Below are 18,142 nucleotides of genomic sequence, written 5' to 3'. Positions count from 1 at the left end.
TTCATGTCGCGAAAATCATCGCGTCATCGGCAAACGCCTTGAACTCGAGCGCGTTGCCCGAGGGGTCATAAAAGAACATCGTCGCCTGCTCGCCGGGCTGCCCGACGAAGCGCAGATGCGGCGCGATCCCGAAGCGCGTCCCCGCCGCTGTCAGCCGGTCGGCGAGCGCCTGCCAGTCGGGCATCGTCAGCACGACGCCGAAATGCGGCACCGGCACGTCGTGGCCGTCGACCGGGTTGGAAACGGCGACGGCCTTCGCGCCCGGGTCGAGATGCGCGACGATCTGGTGGCCATAGAGATCGAAATCGATCCAGGAGTCGGAGCTTCGCCCCTCGGTGCAGCCGAGCGTTTCCCCGTAAAAGGCGCGCGCCGCGGCGAGGTCGTGGACGGGGAAAGCGAGGTGGAAAGGACGGGTCATAGGCAAGCCCTACCAAATCCTCCGCCGCAGGGGGAGGGGGCGAACACCACGCGTATCGCTTGCGGCGGCCTCCTCCACCACCAGCCTGAAGAAGGCTGGCGGTCCCCCTCCCCCGCTGCGCGAGGGAGGAATGAAGGCCGGCGTTGCGTTGCCCGCCCGATCCCGCGATAGCCGCACGCGATGACCCAACGCCCCGCGCTCTTCTCGTTCCTGCTCGGCGGAATCGCCGCGGTCGGCTTCGCGCCGCTCGAGCTTTGGCCCGTCACGCTCGGCTGCCTCGCCGCATGGATGTGGCTCGTCCACCAGTCCCCGACTCGCAAGGCGGCGCTGTGGCGCGGCTGGCTGTTCGGCTTCGGGCATTTCGCGATCGGCAATAACTGGATTGCCAAGGCGTTCACCTTCCAGGATGCGATGCCGCACGCGCTCGGGCTCGTCGCACCCGCATTGCTGTCGCTCTATCTCGCGATCTTCCCGATGGCGGCGGCGACCGTCGCGTGGAAGCTGCGCCGCCCGGTGATCGACGCGAGCTATGTCCTGATCTTCGCCACCGCCTGGATCGCGACTGAATATCTGCGCGGGACGCTGCTGACGGGCTATCCCTGGAACCCGCTGTCCGAGATCTGGCTGCCGCTCAGGCATGTTAGCAGCCTTCTATCTTGGGTTGGCACATATGCCATGAGTGGCCTCGCAGTGCTCTACGCAGGTGCGCTCCTAATTTTGATCTCGCGCTGGAGGACTGCCAAGTTTGGATGGACCGGCGTTGCGCTGGTAATGTTCAGCGCGGTACTCACCATTTTGTCATTTTCCGCCCCGACCGCGGCACCCAGCGCCGCCACTGCGCCGCGCATCCGCGTCGTCCAGCCCAATGCCGCCGACGAACAGCGCCCGCGCGACGATTATGCCGAGACCAATCTCCAGGCGCTCGCCAAACTCAGCGGCACGCCAGGCCCCGCCCCACGGCTGATCGTCTGGCCCGAGGGCGCGCTGCGCTATCTCCCCGAGAGCGGCTACCCCTTCCAATATTATGCCGAAACCCCCGGGACCGTCCGTAGGCGGATCGCCGCGCTGCTCGGCCCGCGCGACGTCGTGCTGACCGGCGGCAACGCGCTCAACTTCGACGCCGCGGACCGCGTCGTCAGCGCAACCAACTCGATCTTCGCGATCGACGCGAGCGCGCGCATCCTTGGCCGCTACGACAAGGCGCACCTCGTTCCGTTCGGCGAATATCTCCCCGCGCGCCCGCTGCTCTCGGCGATCGGCCTGTCGCGCCTCGTCCCCGGTGATTTCGATTTCGCCCCCGGCCACGGCGCCGACGGGCTCGATCTGCCCCCCTTCGGCCGCGTCGGGTTCCAATTGTGCTACGAAATCATCTTCTCGGGCGAAGTGGTACAACCCGGCCACCGCCCCGCCTTCCTCTTCCAGCCATCGAACGACAGCTGGTACGGCACTTGGGGCCAGACCGAGCACCTCGCCCAGGCCCGGATGCGCGCGATCGAGGAGGGCCTCCCCGTGATCCGCGCCACGCCGACCGGCATTTCGGCGATCATCGACGCGCACGGTCGCGTGCTCGCCTCGATCCCGGCGGAGACCGCAGGCGCAATCGAACTCCCCATTCCCCCCGCCACGGCCCCGACGCTGTTCGCGCGTGCGGGCAATGCGATGGCCTTGTTGATCGGGATCTTGCTCGCCCTTTCGGCATTTGCATTGCGCCGTCGAGCACGATAGGGCGTCATATAAGGAAAGCTTTATATCAGGCATGGCAACGGCCGAAGCTCTCCTCAACATGAGGATCTTACACATGCGTTCCAATTTTCTCTTCACCTCCGAGTCGGTCTCGGAAGGTCATCCCGACAAGGTCGCCGATCAGATCAGCGACACCGTCGTCGATCTGTTTTTGAGCAAGGATCCCTATGCGCGCATCGCCTGCGAGACGCTGACGACGACCAACCTCGTCGTCCTCGCCGGTGAAATCCGCTGCAAGGGCGTTTACGAGAACAACAAGTGGGCCGATGGCGCGCTCGCCGAGATCGAAGACGCCGTCCGCAACACCGTCAAGGAAATCGGCTACGAACAGTCGGGCTTCCACTGGGAGACCTTCGCGTTCCACAACAATCTCCACGGCCAGTCGGCGGAGATCGCGATGGGCGTCGACGAGGGCGCCAACAAGGACGAAGGCGCCGGCGACCAGGGCATCATGTTCGGTTACGCCACCGACGAGACCCCGGGCCTGATGCCCGCGACACTCTATTACAGCCACAAGATCCTCGAGCGCCTCGCCGCCGATCGCCACTCGGGCGCCGCGCCGTTCCTCGAGCCCGATGCCAAGAGCCAGGTCACGCTCGAATATGAGAACGAAGTGCCGGTCCGCGCGACTGCGCTCGTCGTCTCGACACAGCACAAGGCGGGCTATTGCCTGCAGGGCGACAACGCCAATCCGGCGCTGTACGAAGAGCTGCGCGCCTATGTCAGCGGCGTGATGCACGACGTCCTTCCCGATGGCTTCATCAGCGACAAGACTGCGATCTACATCAACCCGACGGGCGCGTTCGAAATCGGCGGGCCTGACGGCGACGCCGGTGTCACCGGGCGCAAGATCATCGTCGACACCTACGGCGGCGCGGCCCCGCACGGCGGCGGCGCCTTCTCGGGCAAGGATCCGACGAAGGTCGATCGCTCGGCCGCTTATGTCGCGCGCTATCTGGCGAAGAACGTCGTCGCCGCCGGCCTCGCTCGCCGCTGCACGATCCAGCTCAGCTATGCGATCGGCATTGCCGAGCCGCTCTCGGTCTATGTCGACACGCACGGCACCGGCACGGTTTCGGAAGCCACGCTCGAGGCAGTGCTGCCCAAGCTCGTTCGCCTGACGCCGAAGGGCATTCGCGAGCATCTCAAGCTCAACGCACCGATCTACAAGCGCACTGCGGCCTACGGCCACTTCGGACGCGAGCCCGATGCCGACGGCTTCACCTGGGAAAAGACCGACCTGGTCGACGCGCTCAAGACCGCCGTCGCCGCCTGATCGGACGCCGGGCGCGGGATCATCCTGCGCCCGGCGCGCCTATTACGGCCGGTTGGCCGAGAAGACCGAGGGATCGAACCGCGCCGGCAAGGCGCGCGGCGCGCGCGGCGCGCCAGCGTTGACAGCCTGCGCCACCTGCGGCGCGGTCGCCCGGACACTGAAGTGCAGATCGTCGGCGAGATAGGCGGTGATCGCGGTGTCCGCCGGCAGCCGCCCGCTGGTGCCGTGAATGAAGACCATCGGCCATGACACCAGCAGCGCGCCGCCGATCGACAGCAGGCCCTGATCCATCCCATGCCGCGACGAGCGCCCCGAAAGCCGTATCGGGCCCTCGGGCGTCTGCACGTAATTGAGCCGGACTTCGATCTGGCCGCGCTTGCCGAAATGCCCGTTGCGCTCGGCCCGCATGACTTCGCCCACCGCGATCGACCCGACCGGCACGACCACCTGGCCGCGATAGACGAGCGGTTCGGCCACCTCGAGATAGAAGCGGTCACCGGGGTTGCTTTGCTTGGTATTGAGTTCGGTGCGCGTCGTCAGTTGCAGCGGCATTCCCATCGGGAAGTAGGCTGATACGCCCGTCGCCGGTGCAGGCGCGGCCCACTGCACGCTGTATTGCGCCGCCGCGATCGACGGGATTCCGGCGGTGAGCGCAAGGCTCGCCCATAAAGTCAGCTTGGTCACAACGCCCCCGTTTGTCGCCGATTGGAGCGCCCTGATAAATCTTCGGTCTTTACCGCTGTTTAGATTCGTTACTGAAGATGGCCTTAAGCATGCGCAGCGGGGCGCCTGACGCGCGGGGACGACAGGCTCAGCGCGCCCGTTTGGAGAAGCGCCGAACCGCCGGTTCGGCGGCGCGGATGACCATGCTGGTCGCCTTCTGCGAGATCCAGCCGATCGCCGCACCGGCAACGGCGTCGAGGATATAATGCTTGCCGCGTGGCAGCTGCACCGCCGCGACTCCGGCGGCTGCGGCATAGACCGGAACGATCGCCGCGGGCACGTCGTGCGCGATCGCGCCCGCCACCGCGACCGCGCCGGCGGAATGGCCCGACGGGAACGAGGTGTCGCCATGCGCCGCACTCCTGCCCGCGGCAAAGCGATGCTTTCCGGTCTCGATCGCCTTGGTCGGCCGCGTGCGGTCGATCGACCGCTTCAGCACGTCCTTGATCCCCGTCGCGATCAGCTCGCTCGCCAGAATCCGCACGCCGCCGCGCAGCATCGCCGGGCGGCGCAGCACCGCACCGACGACGATCGTCCCGACCCCGAGCAGCAGCAGCGGCGGCTGGTCGGCGACTTCGCTGGCGGCCCCCGCCAGCTTCACCGCCGGCGCGTCGCGATGCGCGGCGGCGCGGTGGGTGATCGCGCGGTCCGCCTTCGCCGCCTTGTGCGCGGCGGTCTTGAGCTTGCTCATCGTCGAAACTCCTAATTGTCAGCGCGGACTTGCGCATGCGCCAGTACCGCGAACAGGCCGGCGCCCCCGAACAGATTGCCGAGCACCGCCGGCACGAGGAAGGCGGTGCCCTGCGCCACGCCGATCTTGCCGGTGAACAGCAACAGGAACGTCTCGATCGAGCCGACCACCGAGTGGCTGAACCCCCCGATCGCGACGATATAGACGATCCCGAACACTACCAGAAACGCCTGCTCGCGCGCGTTGGGCAGCGTCCAGGCGACGATCGCGATCAGGAAGCCGGCGGGAACGGCGTTGACGAAGGTGCCCAGCGCGTCGTGTTCGGTGATCTTCATCGACACCTCGATCATCGCCGCGCGCATCGCCGGGTCGCCCAGGTCGAGCGTCGCGAAGGCCAGCGCGGCGATGGCAGTGCCGATCAGGTTGGCGCCGAGCACCACGCCCCACAGCCGCAGCGTGCAGCGCACCGCATGCCACGACGGGCTGGTCACCAGCGGCAGCATCGCGGTGACCGTGCTCTCGGTGAACAATTGCATCCGACCGAGGATGACCATCAGGAAGCCGATCGGATAGCCGAGCGCGATCAGCAGCGGCCGCGCCGCCGAGGGCGCGGTATGGGCGGCGATGGCGGCTTCGGCGATCAACGAGGCGGTGATCGCGAGGCCACCCGCGAGCCCCGACCAGAACAGCGCACTCGCCGGGCGATCGAGCTCCTCCTGCCCCTCCTCGCGCACCGCGCGATGCAGTTCGCGCGCGTTGGCGGCCTTGAGGTCCTCGACGTCGCCGGTCTCGGTACCCGGTTCCTTGGTTTCCGCCATCGTCCCGCCTGCTTGTTGAACCCCTGTAACGACCGCGAGAGCGCTTTGCTCCACGCGCCGAGCCCGCTAGAGGCTGCGCGGATGAACGATCCGATGACCACCCGCCGCCTCTACGGCCGTCGCCAGGGGCACAAGCTGCGTCTCGGCCAAGCCGACCTCGTCGAACGCCTGCTGCCCGAGATCAGCGTCCCCGAGACCGGCCCGCTCGACGCGGCGACGCTGTTTGGCGACGATCGCCCGCTCGAGCTCGAGATCGGCTTCGGCGCGGGCGAGCATCTCGCCGGCCAGGCGATGGCGCGGCGTACGACCGGTTTCATCGGCTGCGAGCCGTTCCTCAACGGCGTGGTCGGCGCGCTGGCCCATGTCCGCGACGAGGCGCTCGACAATGTCCGGCTGCATATGGGCGATGCGCTCGACGTGCTCGAGCGCCTGCCCGACGGCGCGCTGTCGCGGGTCTATCTGCTCCACCCCGATCCATGGCGTAAGGCGCGCCACGCCAAGCGCCGGATGATGAACCACGGCCCGCTCGATCTGATCGCGGCCAAGCTCGCGCCCGGCATGGAATTCCGGCTCGGCACCGACGACCCGACCTATTGCCGCTGGTCGATGATGGTGATGAACGAGCGCCGCGATTTCGAATGGACCGCGCAGACCGCCGCCGATTTTCTGACGCGCCCGGACGACTGGCCCGAGACGCGGTACGAACGCAAGGCGCGCCGCCAGGGACGCGAGGTCTGGTACTTTAGATACCTACGGATTTGAGGTGTCTGCCGAATCGCTATAAATTCAGTATTTCAATTACTTAACTACGCCATGCCACTCCACCGTATTCGGCGATTTCCAAAACGGTGCTTACCCGGTGATTACTTTTGTGGTAGCTGAAGTAGCGAAATGGCTACCGGAAAGGTCATCAAACGCACCCTGGATGCGCTCCAGGCGAATGCTGTAGCGGGGTTCCTCTGGGACGAGGATCTCAAGGGTTTTGGCGTGAAGATCGTCTCCTCCGGCGCGGCTTCCTACGTTGTGCAATATCGGATGGGCGGACGAGAAGCCCCAACGCGCCGGTACACGATTGGTGGTCACGGTTCGCCTTGGACCCCGGCCTCTGCGCGGGCAGAGGCTGAGCGGCTTCTAGTCCTCGTCGCGCAAGGGATCGACCCGGTCGAAGCCGACAAACAGCGTCGTCGCGAGGCCGTGGACCTCGCGTTCGGCGCCTATGCGGATCGCTTCACCAAAGCCTGCAGCGGCAAGGGCTGGAAAGCTCTCGTCGAACGATGCCTGCGCATCCATGTGCAGCCAGTCATCTCCAACAAGGCACTACCTGCGATTACTAGAATCGACGTGGTCGCGGTTTTCGACCGCATGCCGGACGAACAGACCGCAAACCGTCGCAACGTTTTTGCCGTTCTCCGGCGTCTCTTCCGATGGGCTGTCAGCCGCGGTGACATCGATCGTAGTCCGATGGAGGGAATGGAAACTCCGCCCGCAGTCAGGGCGCGCGACAGATGGCTCAGCGATTCGGAGTTGCAGCGGGTGTGGAAAGCCTCAGTCCAATGTCATCGCTGCTTCGGCCCGATCGTGCGGCTGTTGATCTGCACCGGCCAGCGACGCGAGGAAGTTACGGGTCTTTCGTGGGAGGAAGTCAGCCAGAGCGAGCGCTTGTGGGCGCTTCCGGGAAACCGCGCGAAGAACAAGGAGCCCAACCGCATACCCCTGAATGGACTCGCGGTCGCAGAGTTGGATGCGATTGCAAAAGGCGAGAAATGGCCAACACGAGGCCGCGTGTTCACGACTTCATCGGGACACACCTTTACCGCGCATTCCAAAGGCAAGGATCAACTCGACAGAGCGGTCGCCAAAGATGGCGGCGATCCCGTTCCCCACTGGCGCCTTCACGACCTGCGTCGAACACTGGCGACTGGATTTCAACGCCTCGGCGTTCGATTCGAGGTTACAGAGGCAATTTTGAACCATGTCGGTGCATCACGCTCAGGAGTCGCCGGAATTTATCAGCGACATGACTGGAAGGACGAGAAGCGCGAGGCTCTACAAGCATGGGAAGCGCATATCCTGGAGTCGCTTCGCCAGCAGTCTTAGCCGCGGCGTGTCCCTGCTAAGGCTGATATATAAGGTCCTCAGTTCAATCCTCACCGGCGGGACCAGTTTTTTAGATCAAGTCATACGCCTAGATTGATTATTCGCCTTCGGGCACCGCTGACAAACACCAATCTCAATCTGCATGTCAGCATTTTGTCAGCATGCGCCCGGATGCTGTGAACCTCCGAAAGCTACTTCCCTCGACCGACTGATTTCCGTCTCCGAGCCCGTTGGAAAGGCCTTTTTGTGCGAATCAGTCCGATGATCCGACAGCCATCTGTTACTTATCAGCTGAAACGCCAATTGCGGCCGCCTACGTGCCGACGCGACGTATTTGGTTAGAGTTGACCAATTACAGTCCGGAGGGTTCTGGATGAACAACCAGACGATTTCCATTTGGGCATTTACGAGGGGCAGGCAGCTTTCGACTAACTCAAGTTATTGCGAAGCTGACGAGGTAACGGCCGCTTTTTCCAAGACCTGCCATTGCTAGGCGGGTTGATCGCCTGTCGGCTCTGGGCCGCTGGCGATCATTTGCATCCATGCTTGCCGATACCGTAACCGCTTTCGGCTCACGTTGGCATTTAAGCGTTCGATTGCCGATTTCTATCATGCGGGCGCACTTGGCGCACTGCGAATAGGTTTTCGAGTGGAGACTGCCCGCATCGTGTTCATTCTGGCGCTGGTCGTCTCGCTGGGCACGCCCGCCCCCCCCAACTCGGGGATTTGAGAGCGCCCCGTCTAGGATGCGTAGATTCCGATGATTGACGCCTTTAACCGATCGGGTCTTGACCCTGACATGATGTCAGATCCTACATGCTCCCGGGTCGAAGGAGTCTCCCGCCATGAACGCCTCTCGTTCCCATACCCCCCAATCCAAGCGCTGCGGCTGCTCCGGAAAGAGCGAAGCCGAGCCTGCCTCGGTAGAGCCAGCCTTGAGGCATGCGACCTGCTGCTCGGGTAAAGCGGCCGGCGAGGCTCCTGCAACCGTCGAACAAGCTCCGAACAACGCGAAGTCTGGGGGCTGCTGCTCTGGCGGCAATGTTGGCGAAGGCACGGCAACGGCCGTGGACCCGGTTTGCGGGATGACAGTCGATCCGGCGATGACGGGGCACCGTGCCACGCAAGCGGGACACGTTTATCATTTCTGCAGCGCCGAGTGCCGGACCAGGTTCGTTCGCAACCCTGATACCTATCTCGGCGACAAGCGAAAGCCTTCGCCGATGGCGACACCGGGGGCGATCTGGACATGCCCCATGCACCCGCAAATCCGTCAGGAAGGGCCGGGAACGTGCCCGATCTGCGGCATGGCGCTCGAACCGGAAGAACCATCGCTCGACGACGGACCAAACCCTGAACTGGTCGATTTTACACGCCGGCTTTGGGTAGCGGGCGTGCTAGCCGTGCCGCTGCTGGCGATCTCGATGGTGGCCGAAATGCTTGGCGTCCACGTCGTGAGTCCTGCCGCATCGCCTTGGGTACAGCTCGCGCTCACCGCGCCGATCGTACTTTGGGCGGGCTTGCCGTTTTTCCAGCGTGGATGGACCTCGCTTCGTACGCGCCATCTCAATATGTTCACGCTGATCTCGATCGGGGTCGGTGCAGCCTTCCTTTATAGCCTTGTCGCGACGGTCGCGCCCGGCATCTTCCCTTCGGCCTTCCGAATGCACGGGGACGTGGTCCCGGTCTATTATGAGGCGGCCGGTGTCGTGGTGGCCTTAGTGCTGCTCGGACAGGTTCTCGAACTGCGCGCCAGAGCGGCGACGGGACGCGCTATCCGCGCCCTCATGGATCTTGCCCCCAAGACAACGCGTCGGGTGCGATCGGACGGCTCGGAGGAGGAAGTCAGTCTTGCCGACGTGGCAACCGGGGATCGTCTGCGCGTTCGCCCTGGCGAGGCGATCCCTGTCGATGGCGTGATCGTCGAAGGACACTCCTCGGTCGATGAATCCATGCTCACCGGCGAGCCCGCGCCTGTCCTCAAGGAGGTTGAGTCGGCCGTCACCGGGGGAACGATCAACGGCACGGGAAGCCTTATCATGGAAGCGCGCGCGGTCGGGTCCAATACGATGCTCGCGCGCATCGTCCGTATGGTCGCGGACGCGCAGCGCAGCCGGGCTCCAATCCAGGCGGTCGCCGATCGGGTGTCGGGCTGGTTCGTGCCGCTGGTCGTGCTAATTTCGATCGCGACATTCGTGGTTTGGTCGCTGTTCGGCCCAGAGCCGCGCATGGGCCATGCGCTGCTCAATGCCATTGCCGTTCTGGTCATTGCCTGCCCCTGCGCGCTCGGGCTCGCCACGCCCATGTCGATCATGGTCAGCACAGGACGTGGCGCGACAGCTGGCGTTCTGGTGAAGAACGCGGAAGCGCTACAAGGGCTAGAGAAGGTCGATACACTGGTCATCGACAAGACGGGCACCCTCACGGCCGGCAAGCCGAAGCTCATCGCGGCCCAGACGGTTGGCGCGGTAGTAGAAAACGATATGCTAGCGCTGGCCGCTGCCGTCGAAGGGCAATCCGAACACCCGCTCGCACACGCGATCGTCGTCGCCGCCAAGGATCGAGAATTACAGCTCGGGACCGTCGCCGATTTCGCGTCGCAAACCGGTTTGGGAGTCAGCGCCACGGTGGGCGGCCGCTCGGTTGTGATCGGGAACGCCGCACAAATGCGCCGGGTCGGCGTTGATCTCAAGCCACTAGCTGAAGCCGCCAATCGTCATCGCGGCGACGGCGCAGGCGTCATTCTGGTGGCGATCGACGGCGCTCTTGCCGGCCTGCTCGCGGTCGCCGATCCGGTGCGCGCAAACGCCGGGGCGGCGATCGCCGCACTTCGCCAACAGGGGCTCCGCGTCATCATGCTTACTGGTGACAATCAAACGACCGCCGATGCGGTCGCGCGCGCCGTCGGCGGACTCGACGACATCCGCGCGGGTCTGCGACCGGAAGACAAGGAGCGTATCATCGGCGAGTTGAAGGCGAGTGGTGCCAAGGTCGCGATGGCAGGCGACGGCATCAATGATGCTCCAGCGCTGGCGGCTGCAGACGTGGGCCTTGCAATGGGCACGGGAACAGACGTGGCGATCGAAAGCGCCGGCATTACTCTCACGCGCGGCGACCTTTCGGCCATCGTGCGTGCGCGCAAGCTTGCCCGTGCGACGATGCGGAATGTACGTCAGAACCTGTTCTTCTCGTTCCTGTTCAATGGGATCGGCGTGCCCGTCGCGGCCGGGCTGCTCTACCCCGTGGCGGGCATTCTTCTGTCGCCAATGCTGGCTGGCGCGGCGATGGCGCTTTCGTCCGTTACCGTGGTCCTCAATGCGCTGCGGCTGAACACGGTGAAGCTATGAACATCGGCGCGGCGTCCGACGCCAGCAGCGTCTCCCAACGCATGATCCGCCATTATGAGAAAATCGGTTTGGTGCCAGCGCCGCCCCGGCGCGGGAGCTACCGGGACTATTCGGACGCAGACGTTCATCGGCTGCGCTTTATCGCCAACGCGCGCGATCTAGGGTTCCCGATCGAGGAAATCCGCACTTTGCTGGGACTCTGGTCAGATCGCGCGCGGTCAAGTGCCGATGTAAAGGCCCTGGCGCAATCGCGCGCTGCCGAGATGGGCCGCAAGGTCCGCGCCTTGGAAGCCATGCGTCAAGCACTCGCTGAACTTGCTCGATCCTGTCACGGTGAGAATCGCCCCGATTGCCCTATTATCCAACATTTGGCCGAATAGCGCCTACCGCTAGAATTTAACCTACCGCCCCGAGGGGGAAGACCGAACGGTTGTGACACCAGCGAAGGGCGGACCTTGACTATGCGGCTCCCGAAAAGAATTGCCCAGGCTCGTTCCACCAAATTGTTCGTATACACAGGCTTTCGATGGCATCATCCGTGATGACTGCTCCTGGCCGAAGCCGCCGTCCAGGGCGGATGGCTCGTCGACAACAGCTTACGCCATCACCTGTATGTCTTCGCCAGCCTACTACTACGACAAATCCTTGTTGAATCTGACCCTTTTCTGCGTCTCTTAATTACCCCGAAAGCGTCGGTTACTTCAAACCGGCGCCAATCTGGGAATGTAGATGCGCGCGCAGCCGATCAGATCCGAGGCCATCATCCGGGGAGCCCGGATGCTTCGCAGCGCGATGGGCACTTCGATCGCGACTTGGCTGGCCGACGCATCGGTTATCGAGGTGATGCTCAACCCAGACGGCTGGCTCTGGGTCGATCGATTGGGCGAGGGGATCACCAATAGCGGGGAGCGGCTGGCACCAGCCGATGGCGAGCGCATCATCCGTCTTGTCGCGCACCATGTCGGCGCAGAGGTCCACGATCAGTCGCCGCGGGTATCTGCAGAACTGCCCGAAACCGGAGAACGATTCGAAGGTCTGCTACCGCCGGTGGTCACCGCGCCGGCCTTTGCGATCCGCAAACCCGCCGTCGCGATCTTCACGCTGGACGCCTATGCGCAGGCGGGGATCATGTCGCGCCTGCAGGCAGCTGTCCTGCGCAACGGGGTCGCGACGCGCGCCAACATCCTCGTCGCCGGCGGCACCGGCACCGGCAAGACGACGCTGACCAACGCCTTACTCGCAGAGATCGCGAAGACCACCGACCGGATCGTGCTGATCGAGGACACGCGCGAACTGCAATGCGCGTCCCCAAATCTGGTCGCGATGCGCACAAAGGAAGGCGTTGCGACGCTCTCCGATCTCGTCCGCTCGAGCCTGCGTCTGCGCCCGGATCGAATCCCCATCGGCGAAGTGCGCGGCAGCGAAGCGCTCGATCTCCTCAAAGCGTGGGGCACTGGTCATCCAGGCGGGGTGGGCACGATCCACGCTGGCAGCGCGATCGGGGCGCTCCGGCGCATGGAGCAACTCATTCAGGAAGCGGTCGTCACGGTTCCGCGAGCGCTCATCGGTGAGACCATAAACCTGATTGCCGTGCTCGCGCGCGATGGAGCGGGACGACGACTGTCCGAACTCGCGCGCGTCGATGGTCTCGATCCCGCGACCGGCGACTACCGCCTCACCATTTTACCATCCCCCAACCATGGAGATTCGCAATGATCGCTGTTCCCCAGCGTCCTCTTCGGCGCCTGCGTCATACCGGCCTATGGCTGTGGGCAAGCCTGCCGCTGCTGGCGGGCCCGGCATATGCCTCCGGCTCTTCCATGCCGTGGGAGACGCCGCTCAATTCGATCCTCGAATCGATCCAGGGGCCCGTTGCCAAGATCGTAGCGGTGATCATCATCATCGTGACCGGGCTGAGCCTTGCCTTTGGTGAAACTTCGGGCGGATTTCGGCGGCTCATCCAGATCGTGTTCGGCCTGTCGATCGCCTTTGCCGCCAGCTCATTCTTCCTATCGTTCTTCTCGTTCAGCGGCGGGGCGCTCATCTGATGCGTACCAACGACGAAAGTGTGCCGGGCTTTTACGCACCGGTCCATCGTGCGCTGAGCGAACCGATCCTGCTTGGCGGCGCGCCCCGCTCGGTGGCGATCCTCAACGGGACGCTCGCCGGGGCTGTCGGGCTCGGTCTGCGGCTCTGGTTTGCAGGACTGGCGATCTGGGCGATCGGCCATGCGCTCGGCGTATGGGCGGCGCGCCGCGACGCTCAGTTTGTCGACGTCGCCCGACGTCATTTGCGCTACCCGACGTGGATGCGGCCATGATGAGCTTGCGCGAATATCGCGGGCACGCGGCGTGCCTCGCGGACTTCCTGCCCTGGGTCGCGCTGGCGGCACCCGGCGTGGTGCTCAACAAGGACGGCAGCTTCCAGCGCACAGCGCATTTTCGAGGGCCCGATCTCGACAGCGCCACGCCGTCGGAGCTCGTTGCCGTGACCCACCGGCTCAACAATGCGCTCCGGCGGCTCGGCACCGGCTGGGCGGTGTTCGTCGACGCGCAGCGCTCGCCGACGCTGGACTATCCGCAATCAACGTTCCCTGACGCGGCGTCCGAACTGGTCGATCTCGAGCGCCGCGAGCAATTCCGCGAGGAAGGCGCGCACTTCGAAAGCCGCTATTATCTGACCCTGCTGTGGATGCCGCCGCCTGAAGATGCCGCGCGCGCCGAAGGTTGGCTATATGAGGGGCGCTCCTCAAGCGGCGTCGATCCCAGGGCGCTGCTCAGCGGTTTTATCGACCGCGCAGATCGCGTGCTGCATCTGGTCGAGGGGTTCATGCCCGAGGTGGGCTGGCTCGAAGATGCCGAGACGCTGACCTTCCTGCACAACACCGTGTCGACGAAACGGCAGCGCGTCCGCGTACCCGAGACGCCGGTCTATCTCGATGCGCTGCTGAGCGACGAACCGCTGACCGGGGGGCTCGAGCCAAAGCTTGGTGCGCAGCATCTGCGCACGCTGACCATCACGGGCTTTCCGACCGAGACGTTCCCGGGGTTACTCGACGAGCTCAACCGCATGGCCTTTCCCTATCGCTGGTCGACGCGCGCGATCATGCTCGACAAGACCGATGCCACCAAGGTGCTCGGCAAGATTCGCCGGCAATGGTTTGCCAAGCGCAAATCGGTCGCCGCCATCCTCAAGGAGGTGATGACCAACGAAGCGTCGGTGCTGACCGACAGCGATGCTGCGAACAAGGCGACCGATGCCGATCTGGCACTGCAGGAGCTCGGCGCAAACCAGGCGGGCATCGCCTATGTGACCGCGACCGTTACGGTCTGGGACCGCGATCCGGTCTCCGCGTCCGAAAAACTGCGGTTGGTCGAGAAGGTCATCCAAGGCCGCGACTTCACCTGCATGGTGGAAGGCCTGAACGCGGTCGAGGCATGGCTCGGCAGCCTTCCGGGTCAAGTCTATGCAAATGTCCGCCAGCCCCCCATTTCCACGCTCAATCTCGCCCACCTGATGCCGCTATCTGCGGTGTGGGCGGGGGCGGAACGGGACGAGCATTTCGGTCTCCCCCCCTTGCTGCACGCAAGGACCGAAGGCTCCACCCCGTTCCGTCTTTCGCTTCATGTCGGAGATGTCGGGCACAGCCTGATCGTCGGGCCGACGGGAGCGGGCAAGTCGGTACTGCTCGGCGTCATGGCGTTGCAGTTTCGGCGCTATCCGGACAACCAGATCTTCGCATTCGATTTCGGCGGGTCCATTCGTGTCGCCACTCTGGCAATGGGCGGGGACTGGCAGGATCTCGGACATGCATTGCACGATGACGAGCATGGCTCCGCCGTCACCCTGCAACCGCTCGCGCGTATCGATGAAGCCAGCGAATGCGCCTGGGCCGCGGAATGGCTTTCGGCGATCCTCGCCGGTGAAGGCGTGGGTATCGACCCGCAGGTGAAGGAGCACGTCTGGTCGGCGCTAAATTCGCTGGCGACGGCTCCGGTCGCAGAACGCACGCTCACCGGCCTCGCGGTTCTGCTGCAATCGCAGAAGCTCAAACAGGCCCTGGCGCCGTATCTCGTGGGCGGTCCCTGGGGAAGGTTTCTGGACGCGGAATCCGAGTTTCTCGGGCAGGCCTCGGTCCAGGCGTTCGAGACCGAGGGCCTGGTGGGCGCCGCCTCCGCCGCGGCGGTCCTATCCTACCTCTTCCACCGCATCGAAGGTCGCCTCGACGGGCGGCCGACGATGATCATCATCGACGAAGGCTGGCTAGTGCTCGACAGTCCGGCGTTTGCAGCCCAGCTGCGCGAATGGCTGAAGACGCTGCGCAAGAAGAACGCCAGCGTGATCTTCGCGACGCAGAGTCTGGCCGATATCGAGACAAGCGCGATCGCACCGGCGATCATCGAAAGCTGCCCGACGCGGATCTTTTTGCCTAACGAGCGCGCTACCGAGCCGCAGATCGCGCGCATCTACGAGCGGTTCGGACTGAACGCCCGGCAGATCGACATTCTCGCGCGCGCGACGCCGAAGCGCGATTATTACTGCCAGTCGCGGCGCGGAAACCGTCTGTTCGACTTGGGTCTGGGCGATGTGGCGCTGGCGTTCGCGGCCGCGTCGTCGAAGACCGACCAGCGCCGCATCGCCGAGTTGCTCGCGGAGCACGGCAGCGAAGACTTCGCACGTGCGTGGCTACGGCACCGCGGCCTGGACTGGGCAGCGCAGCTTCTTCCCGATCCCGCCCCGGCACCGGCACCCGGCGATCCCGACGACGTCACCCCAGAGGAGGTTGTTCCATGAGCATGTTCCCCATTCGGCGCCAACTTTCCGCCGCCGCGCTCGCTCTGGCGACCGTGTCGGGTCTGGCGCTCCGCTCTCCGGCGCAGGCCCAGTTCGGCGGCATCGTCTACGACCCGAGCAATTATGCGCAGAACGTGCTCACCGCCGCACGCAGCCTTCAGCAGATCAACAACCAGATCCAGCAGATCCAGAATCAGGCGACTGCGCTGATCAATCAGGCGAAGAATCTCGCCAGCCTGCCGGTCTCGACGCTCTCCACGCTGCAACAACAGGTGCAACGTACCCAGCAGCTTCTCGCCCAGGCACAGCGCATCGCGTACAGCGTGGCCGACGTCCAGCAGGCCTTCACGACGCGCTACAACGGCGCCAATCTGACCGCGCCGCAAGCGCAAATGGTGACGAACGCCAACGACCGCTGGCAAGATAGCGTCGGCGCGCTCGAAGATGCTCTGAAGATCCAGGCGGGTGTCGTCGGCAATCTCGATGGTACGCGCAATTCGATCAGCACGCTGGTGACCGCAAGCCAGTCGGCGAGCGGCGCGCTGCAGGCGTCGCAGGCCGGCAATCAGTTGCTTGCTCTGCAAGCTCAGCAGCTCGCGGACCTGACCGCGACGGTTGCCGCGCAAGGCCGGGCGCAGGCGTTGGAGGCGGCCCGCAATGCGGCGACCGAAGCCGAAGCGCGCGAGCGCTTCGCGCGGTTTCGCGGCAATTGAGATGGGCCCGGTCGGCAAGATCGCGGTCGGTGCGGGCCTAGGCGGGCTGATGCTCGCCGTCGCGATCACCTCGGCAATGCGCGCGCCGCCTCGGCCCGCTGCGCTGCCGGAGACGCGTCCGAGCCTCGCCGGGTCGGTTGATGCGACGCCGCCGCGCTGCCGAACGGTCACCCAATCGGAGAGCGATTGCGCGTCCGCTTGGGAAGCCCGCCGGCGCCACTTCTTTGGTGAGGAGGCGGTTCAATGAACGACACCGGCGTGATCGACACTTTTCTGTCGGTGTTCACCCGCTATATCGAGAGCGGCTTCGGCCTGCTCGGTGGCGAGGTCGGGTTCCTGTCCTCGACGCTGATCGCGATCGACGTGACGATCGCTGCTCTGTTCTGGGCCTGGGGCACCGATGAGGATGTGCTCCAGCGGCTGGTGAAGAAGACGCTCTACATCGGCGTGTTCGCCTACATCATCGGCAACTTCTCCAACCTTGCCAATATCCTGTTCCAAAGCTTCGCTGGGATCGGGCTGAAGGCGTCGGGCAGCGGCATGGCGGTTGGCGAATTCCTCAAACCCGGCACGGTCGCGGCGACCGGGCTCCAGGCAGCAAAGCCATTGCTCGACGCGACGGCGGGTCTGTTAGGCCCGGTCGGGTTGTTCACCAATTTCTCCGAGATCGTGATCCTGCTGCTGGCTTGGGTGATCGTCGTGCTCGCCTTCTTCGTGCTCTCGATTCAGGTGTTCGTCACGATCATCGAGTTCAAGCTGGTGACGCTCGCTGGTTTCATCCTGCTGCCGTTCGCGTTCTTCGGTCGAACCGCCTTCATGGCCGAGCGCGTGCTCGGACACATCATCTCGTCGGGCATCAAGCTGATGACGCTCGCGGTGATCACCGGCATCGGCACGACGTTGTTCAAGCAGTTTACAGACGCGCCGACGGTGGTCGAGCCTGACCTGAAACAGGCCATGGCCATTGCGCTGGCGGCGCTGACCCTGCTCGGGCTCGGCGTGTTCGGCCCCGGCATCGCCAACGGCATCGTCACCGGCGGTCCGCAACTCGGGGCGGGCGCCGCAACCGGGACCGCGCTCGCAGCCGGCGCGACGATTGCGGGCGGGGCCGCGGTAGCGGGCATCGCCGGTGGTGCTGCAGCCGGCGCCATCGGTGCCGCGGCGTCGGGCGGCGCGCGAGCGGCGGGTGCCGCATCGGCTGCGTACCAGGCCGGCAGCGCCGGCAAAAGCGGCGGCGCGGCAGTCGCAGGCGGGCTTGGCAATGCCGCGCGGAGCGCAGGCTCCGCCACTATGTCTCCCCTCAAAAAGGCTGCCAGCTCGATCCGGGAGAGCTTTGTGGAAGGGCGCGGCACCTCCGCCGGCCCGACCGCATCGGCCAACCCGGGCGGCCAACCGGCATGGGCGGCAGCCATGAAGCGGCGGCAGACGGCGACACACGGCGCCACCGTGCTCAGCCACACGCTTAAATCCGGTGATAGCCATGGCGGCGGAGCCGGCCCCGACATTACGCAAAAGGACTGAC

Annotated in this window: 17 protein-coding genes; 13 read left to right on the top strand and 4 right to left on the bottom strand. The window is 64.8% G+C overall.

Going from position 1 to position 18,142, the window contains the following annotated elements; all coding sequences use genetic code 11:
* Position 1 precedes the first annotated feature (1 nt).
* Positions 2 to 418 carry a VOC family protein gene (locus U1872_RS18750; RefSeq protein ID WP_332794446.1) on the bottom strand — a complete coding sequence of 139 codons (417 nt, stop codon included), beginning with the start codon at positions 416 to 418 and terminating at the stop codon, positions 2 to 4.
* A gap of 180 nt (positions 419 to 598) precedes the next feature.
* On the opposite strand from U1872_RS18750, the gene lnt reads away from it, so the two are divergent.
* Together lnt and metK are read left to right on the top strand one after the other, a co-directional pair.
* Positions 599 to 2,143, top strand: coding sequence for an apolipoprotein N-acyltransferase (gene lnt, locus U1872_RS18745; RefSeq protein WP_332794445.1), 1,545 nt, complete (start codon positions 599 to 601; stop codon positions 2,141 to 2,143).
* Positions 2,144 to 2,216: 73 nt separating this feature from the next.
* On the top strand, positions 2,217 to 3,437 hold the full coding sequence (metK, locus tag U1872_RS18740) for a methionine adenosyltransferase (RefSeq protein WP_332794444.1): 1,221 nt from the start codon (positions 2,217 to 2,219) through the stop codon (positions 3,435 to 3,437).
* Between the two features lie 42 nt (positions 3,438 to 3,479).
* On the opposite strand, the gene U1872_RS18735 is transcribed toward metK, so the two are convergent.
* The 3 genes from U1872_RS18735 to U1872_RS18725 all read right to left on the bottom strand — a co-directional run bounded on the left by U1872_RS18735 (position 3,480) and on the right by U1872_RS18725 (position 5,669).
* Complete coding sequence (locus U1872_RS18735) at positions 3,480 to 4,121, bottom strand: hypothetical protein (RefSeq protein WP_332794443.1); 642 nt, start codon at positions 4,119 to 4,121, stop codon at positions 3,480 to 3,482.
* A 127-nt stretch (positions 4,122 to 4,248) separates the two neighbouring features.
* Positions 4,249 to 4,851, bottom strand: a complete 603-nt coding sequence (locus U1872_RS18730) for a phosphatase PAP2 family protein (protein ID WP_332794442.1) — start codon at positions 4,849 to 4,851, stop codon at positions 4,249 to 4,251.
* An 11-nt stretch (positions 4,852 to 4,862) separates the two neighbouring features.
* Complete coding sequence (locus U1872_RS18725) at positions 4,863 to 5,669, bottom strand: formate/nitrite transporter family protein (protein WP_332794441.1); 807 nt, start codon at positions 5,667 to 5,669, stop codon at positions 4,863 to 4,865.
* A gap of 81 nt (positions 5,670 to 5,750) precedes the next feature.
* On the opposite strand from U1872_RS18725, the gene trmB reads away from it, so the two are divergent.
* The 11 genes from trmB to trbL all read left to right on the top strand — a co-directional run bounded on the left by trmB (position 5,751) and on the right by trbL (position 18,141).
* Positions 5,751 to 6,431, top strand: coding sequence for a tRNA (guanine(46)-N(7))-methyltransferase TrmB (gene trmB, locus U1872_RS18720; RefSeq protein WP_332794440.1), 681 nt, complete (start codon positions 5,751 to 5,753; stop codon positions 6,429 to 6,431).
* A 129-nt stretch (positions 6,432 to 6,560) separates the two neighbouring features.
* Complete coding sequence (locus tag U1872_RS18715; protein ID WP_332794439.1) at positions 6,561 to 7,766, top strand: tyrosine-type recombinase/integrase; 1,206 nt, start codon at positions 6,561 to 6,563, stop codon at positions 7,764 to 7,766.
* Positions 7,767 to 8,611: 845 nt separating this feature from the next.
* Positions 8,612 to 11,113 carry a heavy metal translocating P-type ATPase gene (locus tag U1872_RS18710; protein WP_332794438.1) on the top strand — a complete coding sequence of 834 codons (2,502 nt, stop codon included), beginning with the start codon at positions 8,612 to 8,614 and terminating at the stop codon, positions 11,111 to 11,113.
* Positions 11,110 to 11,493: a Cu(I)-responsive transcriptional regulator gene (gene cueR, locus U1872_RS18705; RefSeq protein ID WP_332794437.1), complete on the top strand. Its 384-nt coding sequence runs from the start codon at positions 11,110 to 11,112 to the stop codon at positions 11,491 to 11,493. The genes U1872_RS18710 and cueR overlap by 4 nt, the downstream gene beginning before the upstream one ends.
* A 349-nt stretch (positions 11,494 to 11,842) precedes the next feature.
* Entirely contained in the window at positions 11,843 to 12,829 is a 987-nt protein-coding gene (gene trbB, locus U1872_RS18700; RefSeq protein WP_332794436.1) for a P-type conjugative transfer ATPase TrbB, read from the top strand.
* Positions 12,826 to 13,161 (top strand): TrbC/VirB2 family type IV secretion system protein, encoded by a 336-nt coding sequence (locus U1872_RS18695; protein WP_443025413.1) that lies wholly within the window; start codon positions 12,826 to 12,828, stop codon positions 13,159 to 13,161. Before trbB ends, U1872_RS18695 begins: the two co-directional genes overlap by 4 nt.
* The gene (locus tag U1872_RS18690; RefSeq protein WP_332794435.1) at positions 13,161 to 13,433 is read left to right on the top strand and encodes a VirB3 family type IV secretion system protein; all 273 of its coding nucleotides are present in this window, start codon (positions 13,161 to 13,163) and stop codon (positions 13,431 to 13,433) included. The genes U1872_RS18695 and U1872_RS18690 overlap by 1 nt, the downstream gene beginning before the upstream one ends.
* The gene (gene trbE, locus U1872_RS18685) at positions 13,430 to 15,907 is read left to right on the top strand and encodes a conjugal transfer protein TrbE (RefSeq protein ID WP_332794507.1); all 2,478 of its coding nucleotides are present in this window, start codon (positions 13,430 to 13,432) and stop codon (positions 15,905 to 15,907) included. Before U1872_RS18690 ends, trbE begins: the two co-directional genes overlap by 4 nt.
* Positions 15,904 to 16,620 (top strand): P-type conjugative transfer protein TrbJ, encoded by a 717-nt coding sequence (gene trbJ, locus U1872_RS18680; RefSeq protein ID WP_332794434.1) that lies wholly within the window; start codon positions 15,904 to 15,906, stop codon positions 16,618 to 16,620. Before trbE ends, trbJ begins: the two co-directional genes overlap by 4 nt.
* The gene (gene trbK-alt / locus U1872_RS22900; protein WP_443025412.1) at positions 16,565 to 16,867 is read left to right on the top strand and encodes a putative entry exclusion protein TrbK-alt; all 303 of its coding nucleotides are present in this window, start codon (positions 16,565 to 16,567) and stop codon (positions 16,865 to 16,867) included. Before trbJ ends, trbK-alt begins: the two co-directional genes overlap by 56 nt.
* Positions 16,864 to 18,141 (top strand): P-type conjugative transfer protein TrbL, encoded by a 1,278-nt coding sequence (gene trbL / locus U1872_RS18675; protein ID WP_332794433.1) that lies wholly within the window; start codon positions 16,864 to 16,866, stop codon positions 18,139 to 18,141. Before trbK-alt ends, trbL begins: the two co-directional genes overlap by 4 nt.
* The last annotated feature ends 1 nt before the right edge of the window (position 18,142 follow it).

The sequence above is a fragment of the Parasphingomonas frigoris genome (genome assembly GCF_036663815.1).
Classification (GTDB): domain Bacteria; phylum Pseudomonadota; class Alphaproteobacteria; order Sphingomonadales; family Sphingomonadaceae; genus Sphingomonas.
The sequence above is the reverse complement of the archived record's forward strand: the minus strand, read 5'-3'. Positions and strand labels throughout refer to the sequence as shown.

What these genes read in the sequence shown, in the direction of transcription:
- U1872_RS18750 (WP_332794446.1), bottom strand. Translation starts at nt 418, where the DNA reads ATGACCCGTCCTTTCCACCTCGCTTTCCCCGTCCACGACCTCGCCGCG.
- lnt (WP_332794445.1), top strand. Translation starts at nt 599, where the DNA reads ATGACCCAACGCCCCGCGCTCTTCTCGTTCCTGCTCGGCGGAATCGCC.
- metK (WP_332794444.1), top strand. Translation starts at nt 2,217, where the DNA reads ATGCGTTCCAATTTTCTCTTCACCTCCGAGTCGGTCTCGGAAGGTCAT.
- U1872_RS18730 (WP_332794442.1), bottom strand. Translation starts at nt 4,851, where the DNA reads ATGAGCAAGCTCAAGACCGCCGCGCACAAGGCGGCGAAGGCGGACCGC.
- U1872_RS18725 (WP_332794441.1), bottom strand. Translation starts at nt 5,669, where the DNA reads ATGGCGGAAACCAAGGAACCGGGTACCGAGACCGGCGACGTCGAGGAC.
- trmB (WP_332794440.1), top strand. Translation starts at nt 5,751, where the DNA reads ATGAACGATCCGATGACCACCCGCCGCCTCTACGGCCGTCGCCAGGGG.
- U1872_RS18715 (WP_332794439.1), top strand. Translation starts at nt 6,561, where the DNA reads ATGGCTACCGGAAAGGTCATCAAACGCACCCTGGATGCGCTCCAGGCG.
- U1872_RS18710 (WP_332794438.1), top strand. Translation starts at nt 8,612, where the DNA reads ATGAACGCCTCTCGTTCCCATACCCCCCAATCCAAGCGCTGCGGCTGC.
- cueR (WP_332794437.1), top strand. Translation starts at nt 11,110, where the DNA reads ATGAACATCGGCGCGGCGTCCGACGCCAGCAGCGTCTCCCAACGCATG.
- trbB (WP_332794436.1), top strand. Translation starts at nt 11,843, where the DNA reads ATGCGCGCGCAGCCGATCAGATCCGAGGCCATCATCCGGGGAGCCCGG.
- U1872_RS18695 (WP_443025413.1), top strand. Translation starts at nt 12,826, where the DNA reads ATGATCGCTGTTCCCCAGCGTCCTCTTCGGCGCCTGCGTCATACCGGC.
- U1872_RS18690 (WP_332794435.1), top strand. Translation starts at nt 13,161, where the DNA reads ATGCGTACCAACGACGAAAGTGTGCCGGGCTTTTACGCACCGGTCCAT.
- trbE (WP_332794507.1), top strand. Translation starts at nt 13,430, where the DNA reads ATGATGAGCTTGCGCGAATATCGCGGGCACGCGGCGTGCCTCGCGGAC.
- trbJ (WP_332794434.1), top strand. Translation starts at nt 15,904, where the DNA reads ATGAGCATGTTCCCCATTCGGCGCCAACTTTCCGCCGCCGCGCTCGCT.
- trbK-alt (WP_443025412.1), top strand. Translation starts at nt 16,565, where the DNA reads ATGCGGCGACCGAAGCCGAAGCGCGCGAGCGCTTCGCGCGGTTTCGCG.
- trbL (WP_332794433.1), top strand. Translation starts at nt 16,864, where the DNA reads ATGAACGACACCGGCGTGATCGACACTTTTCTGTCGGTGTTCACCCGC.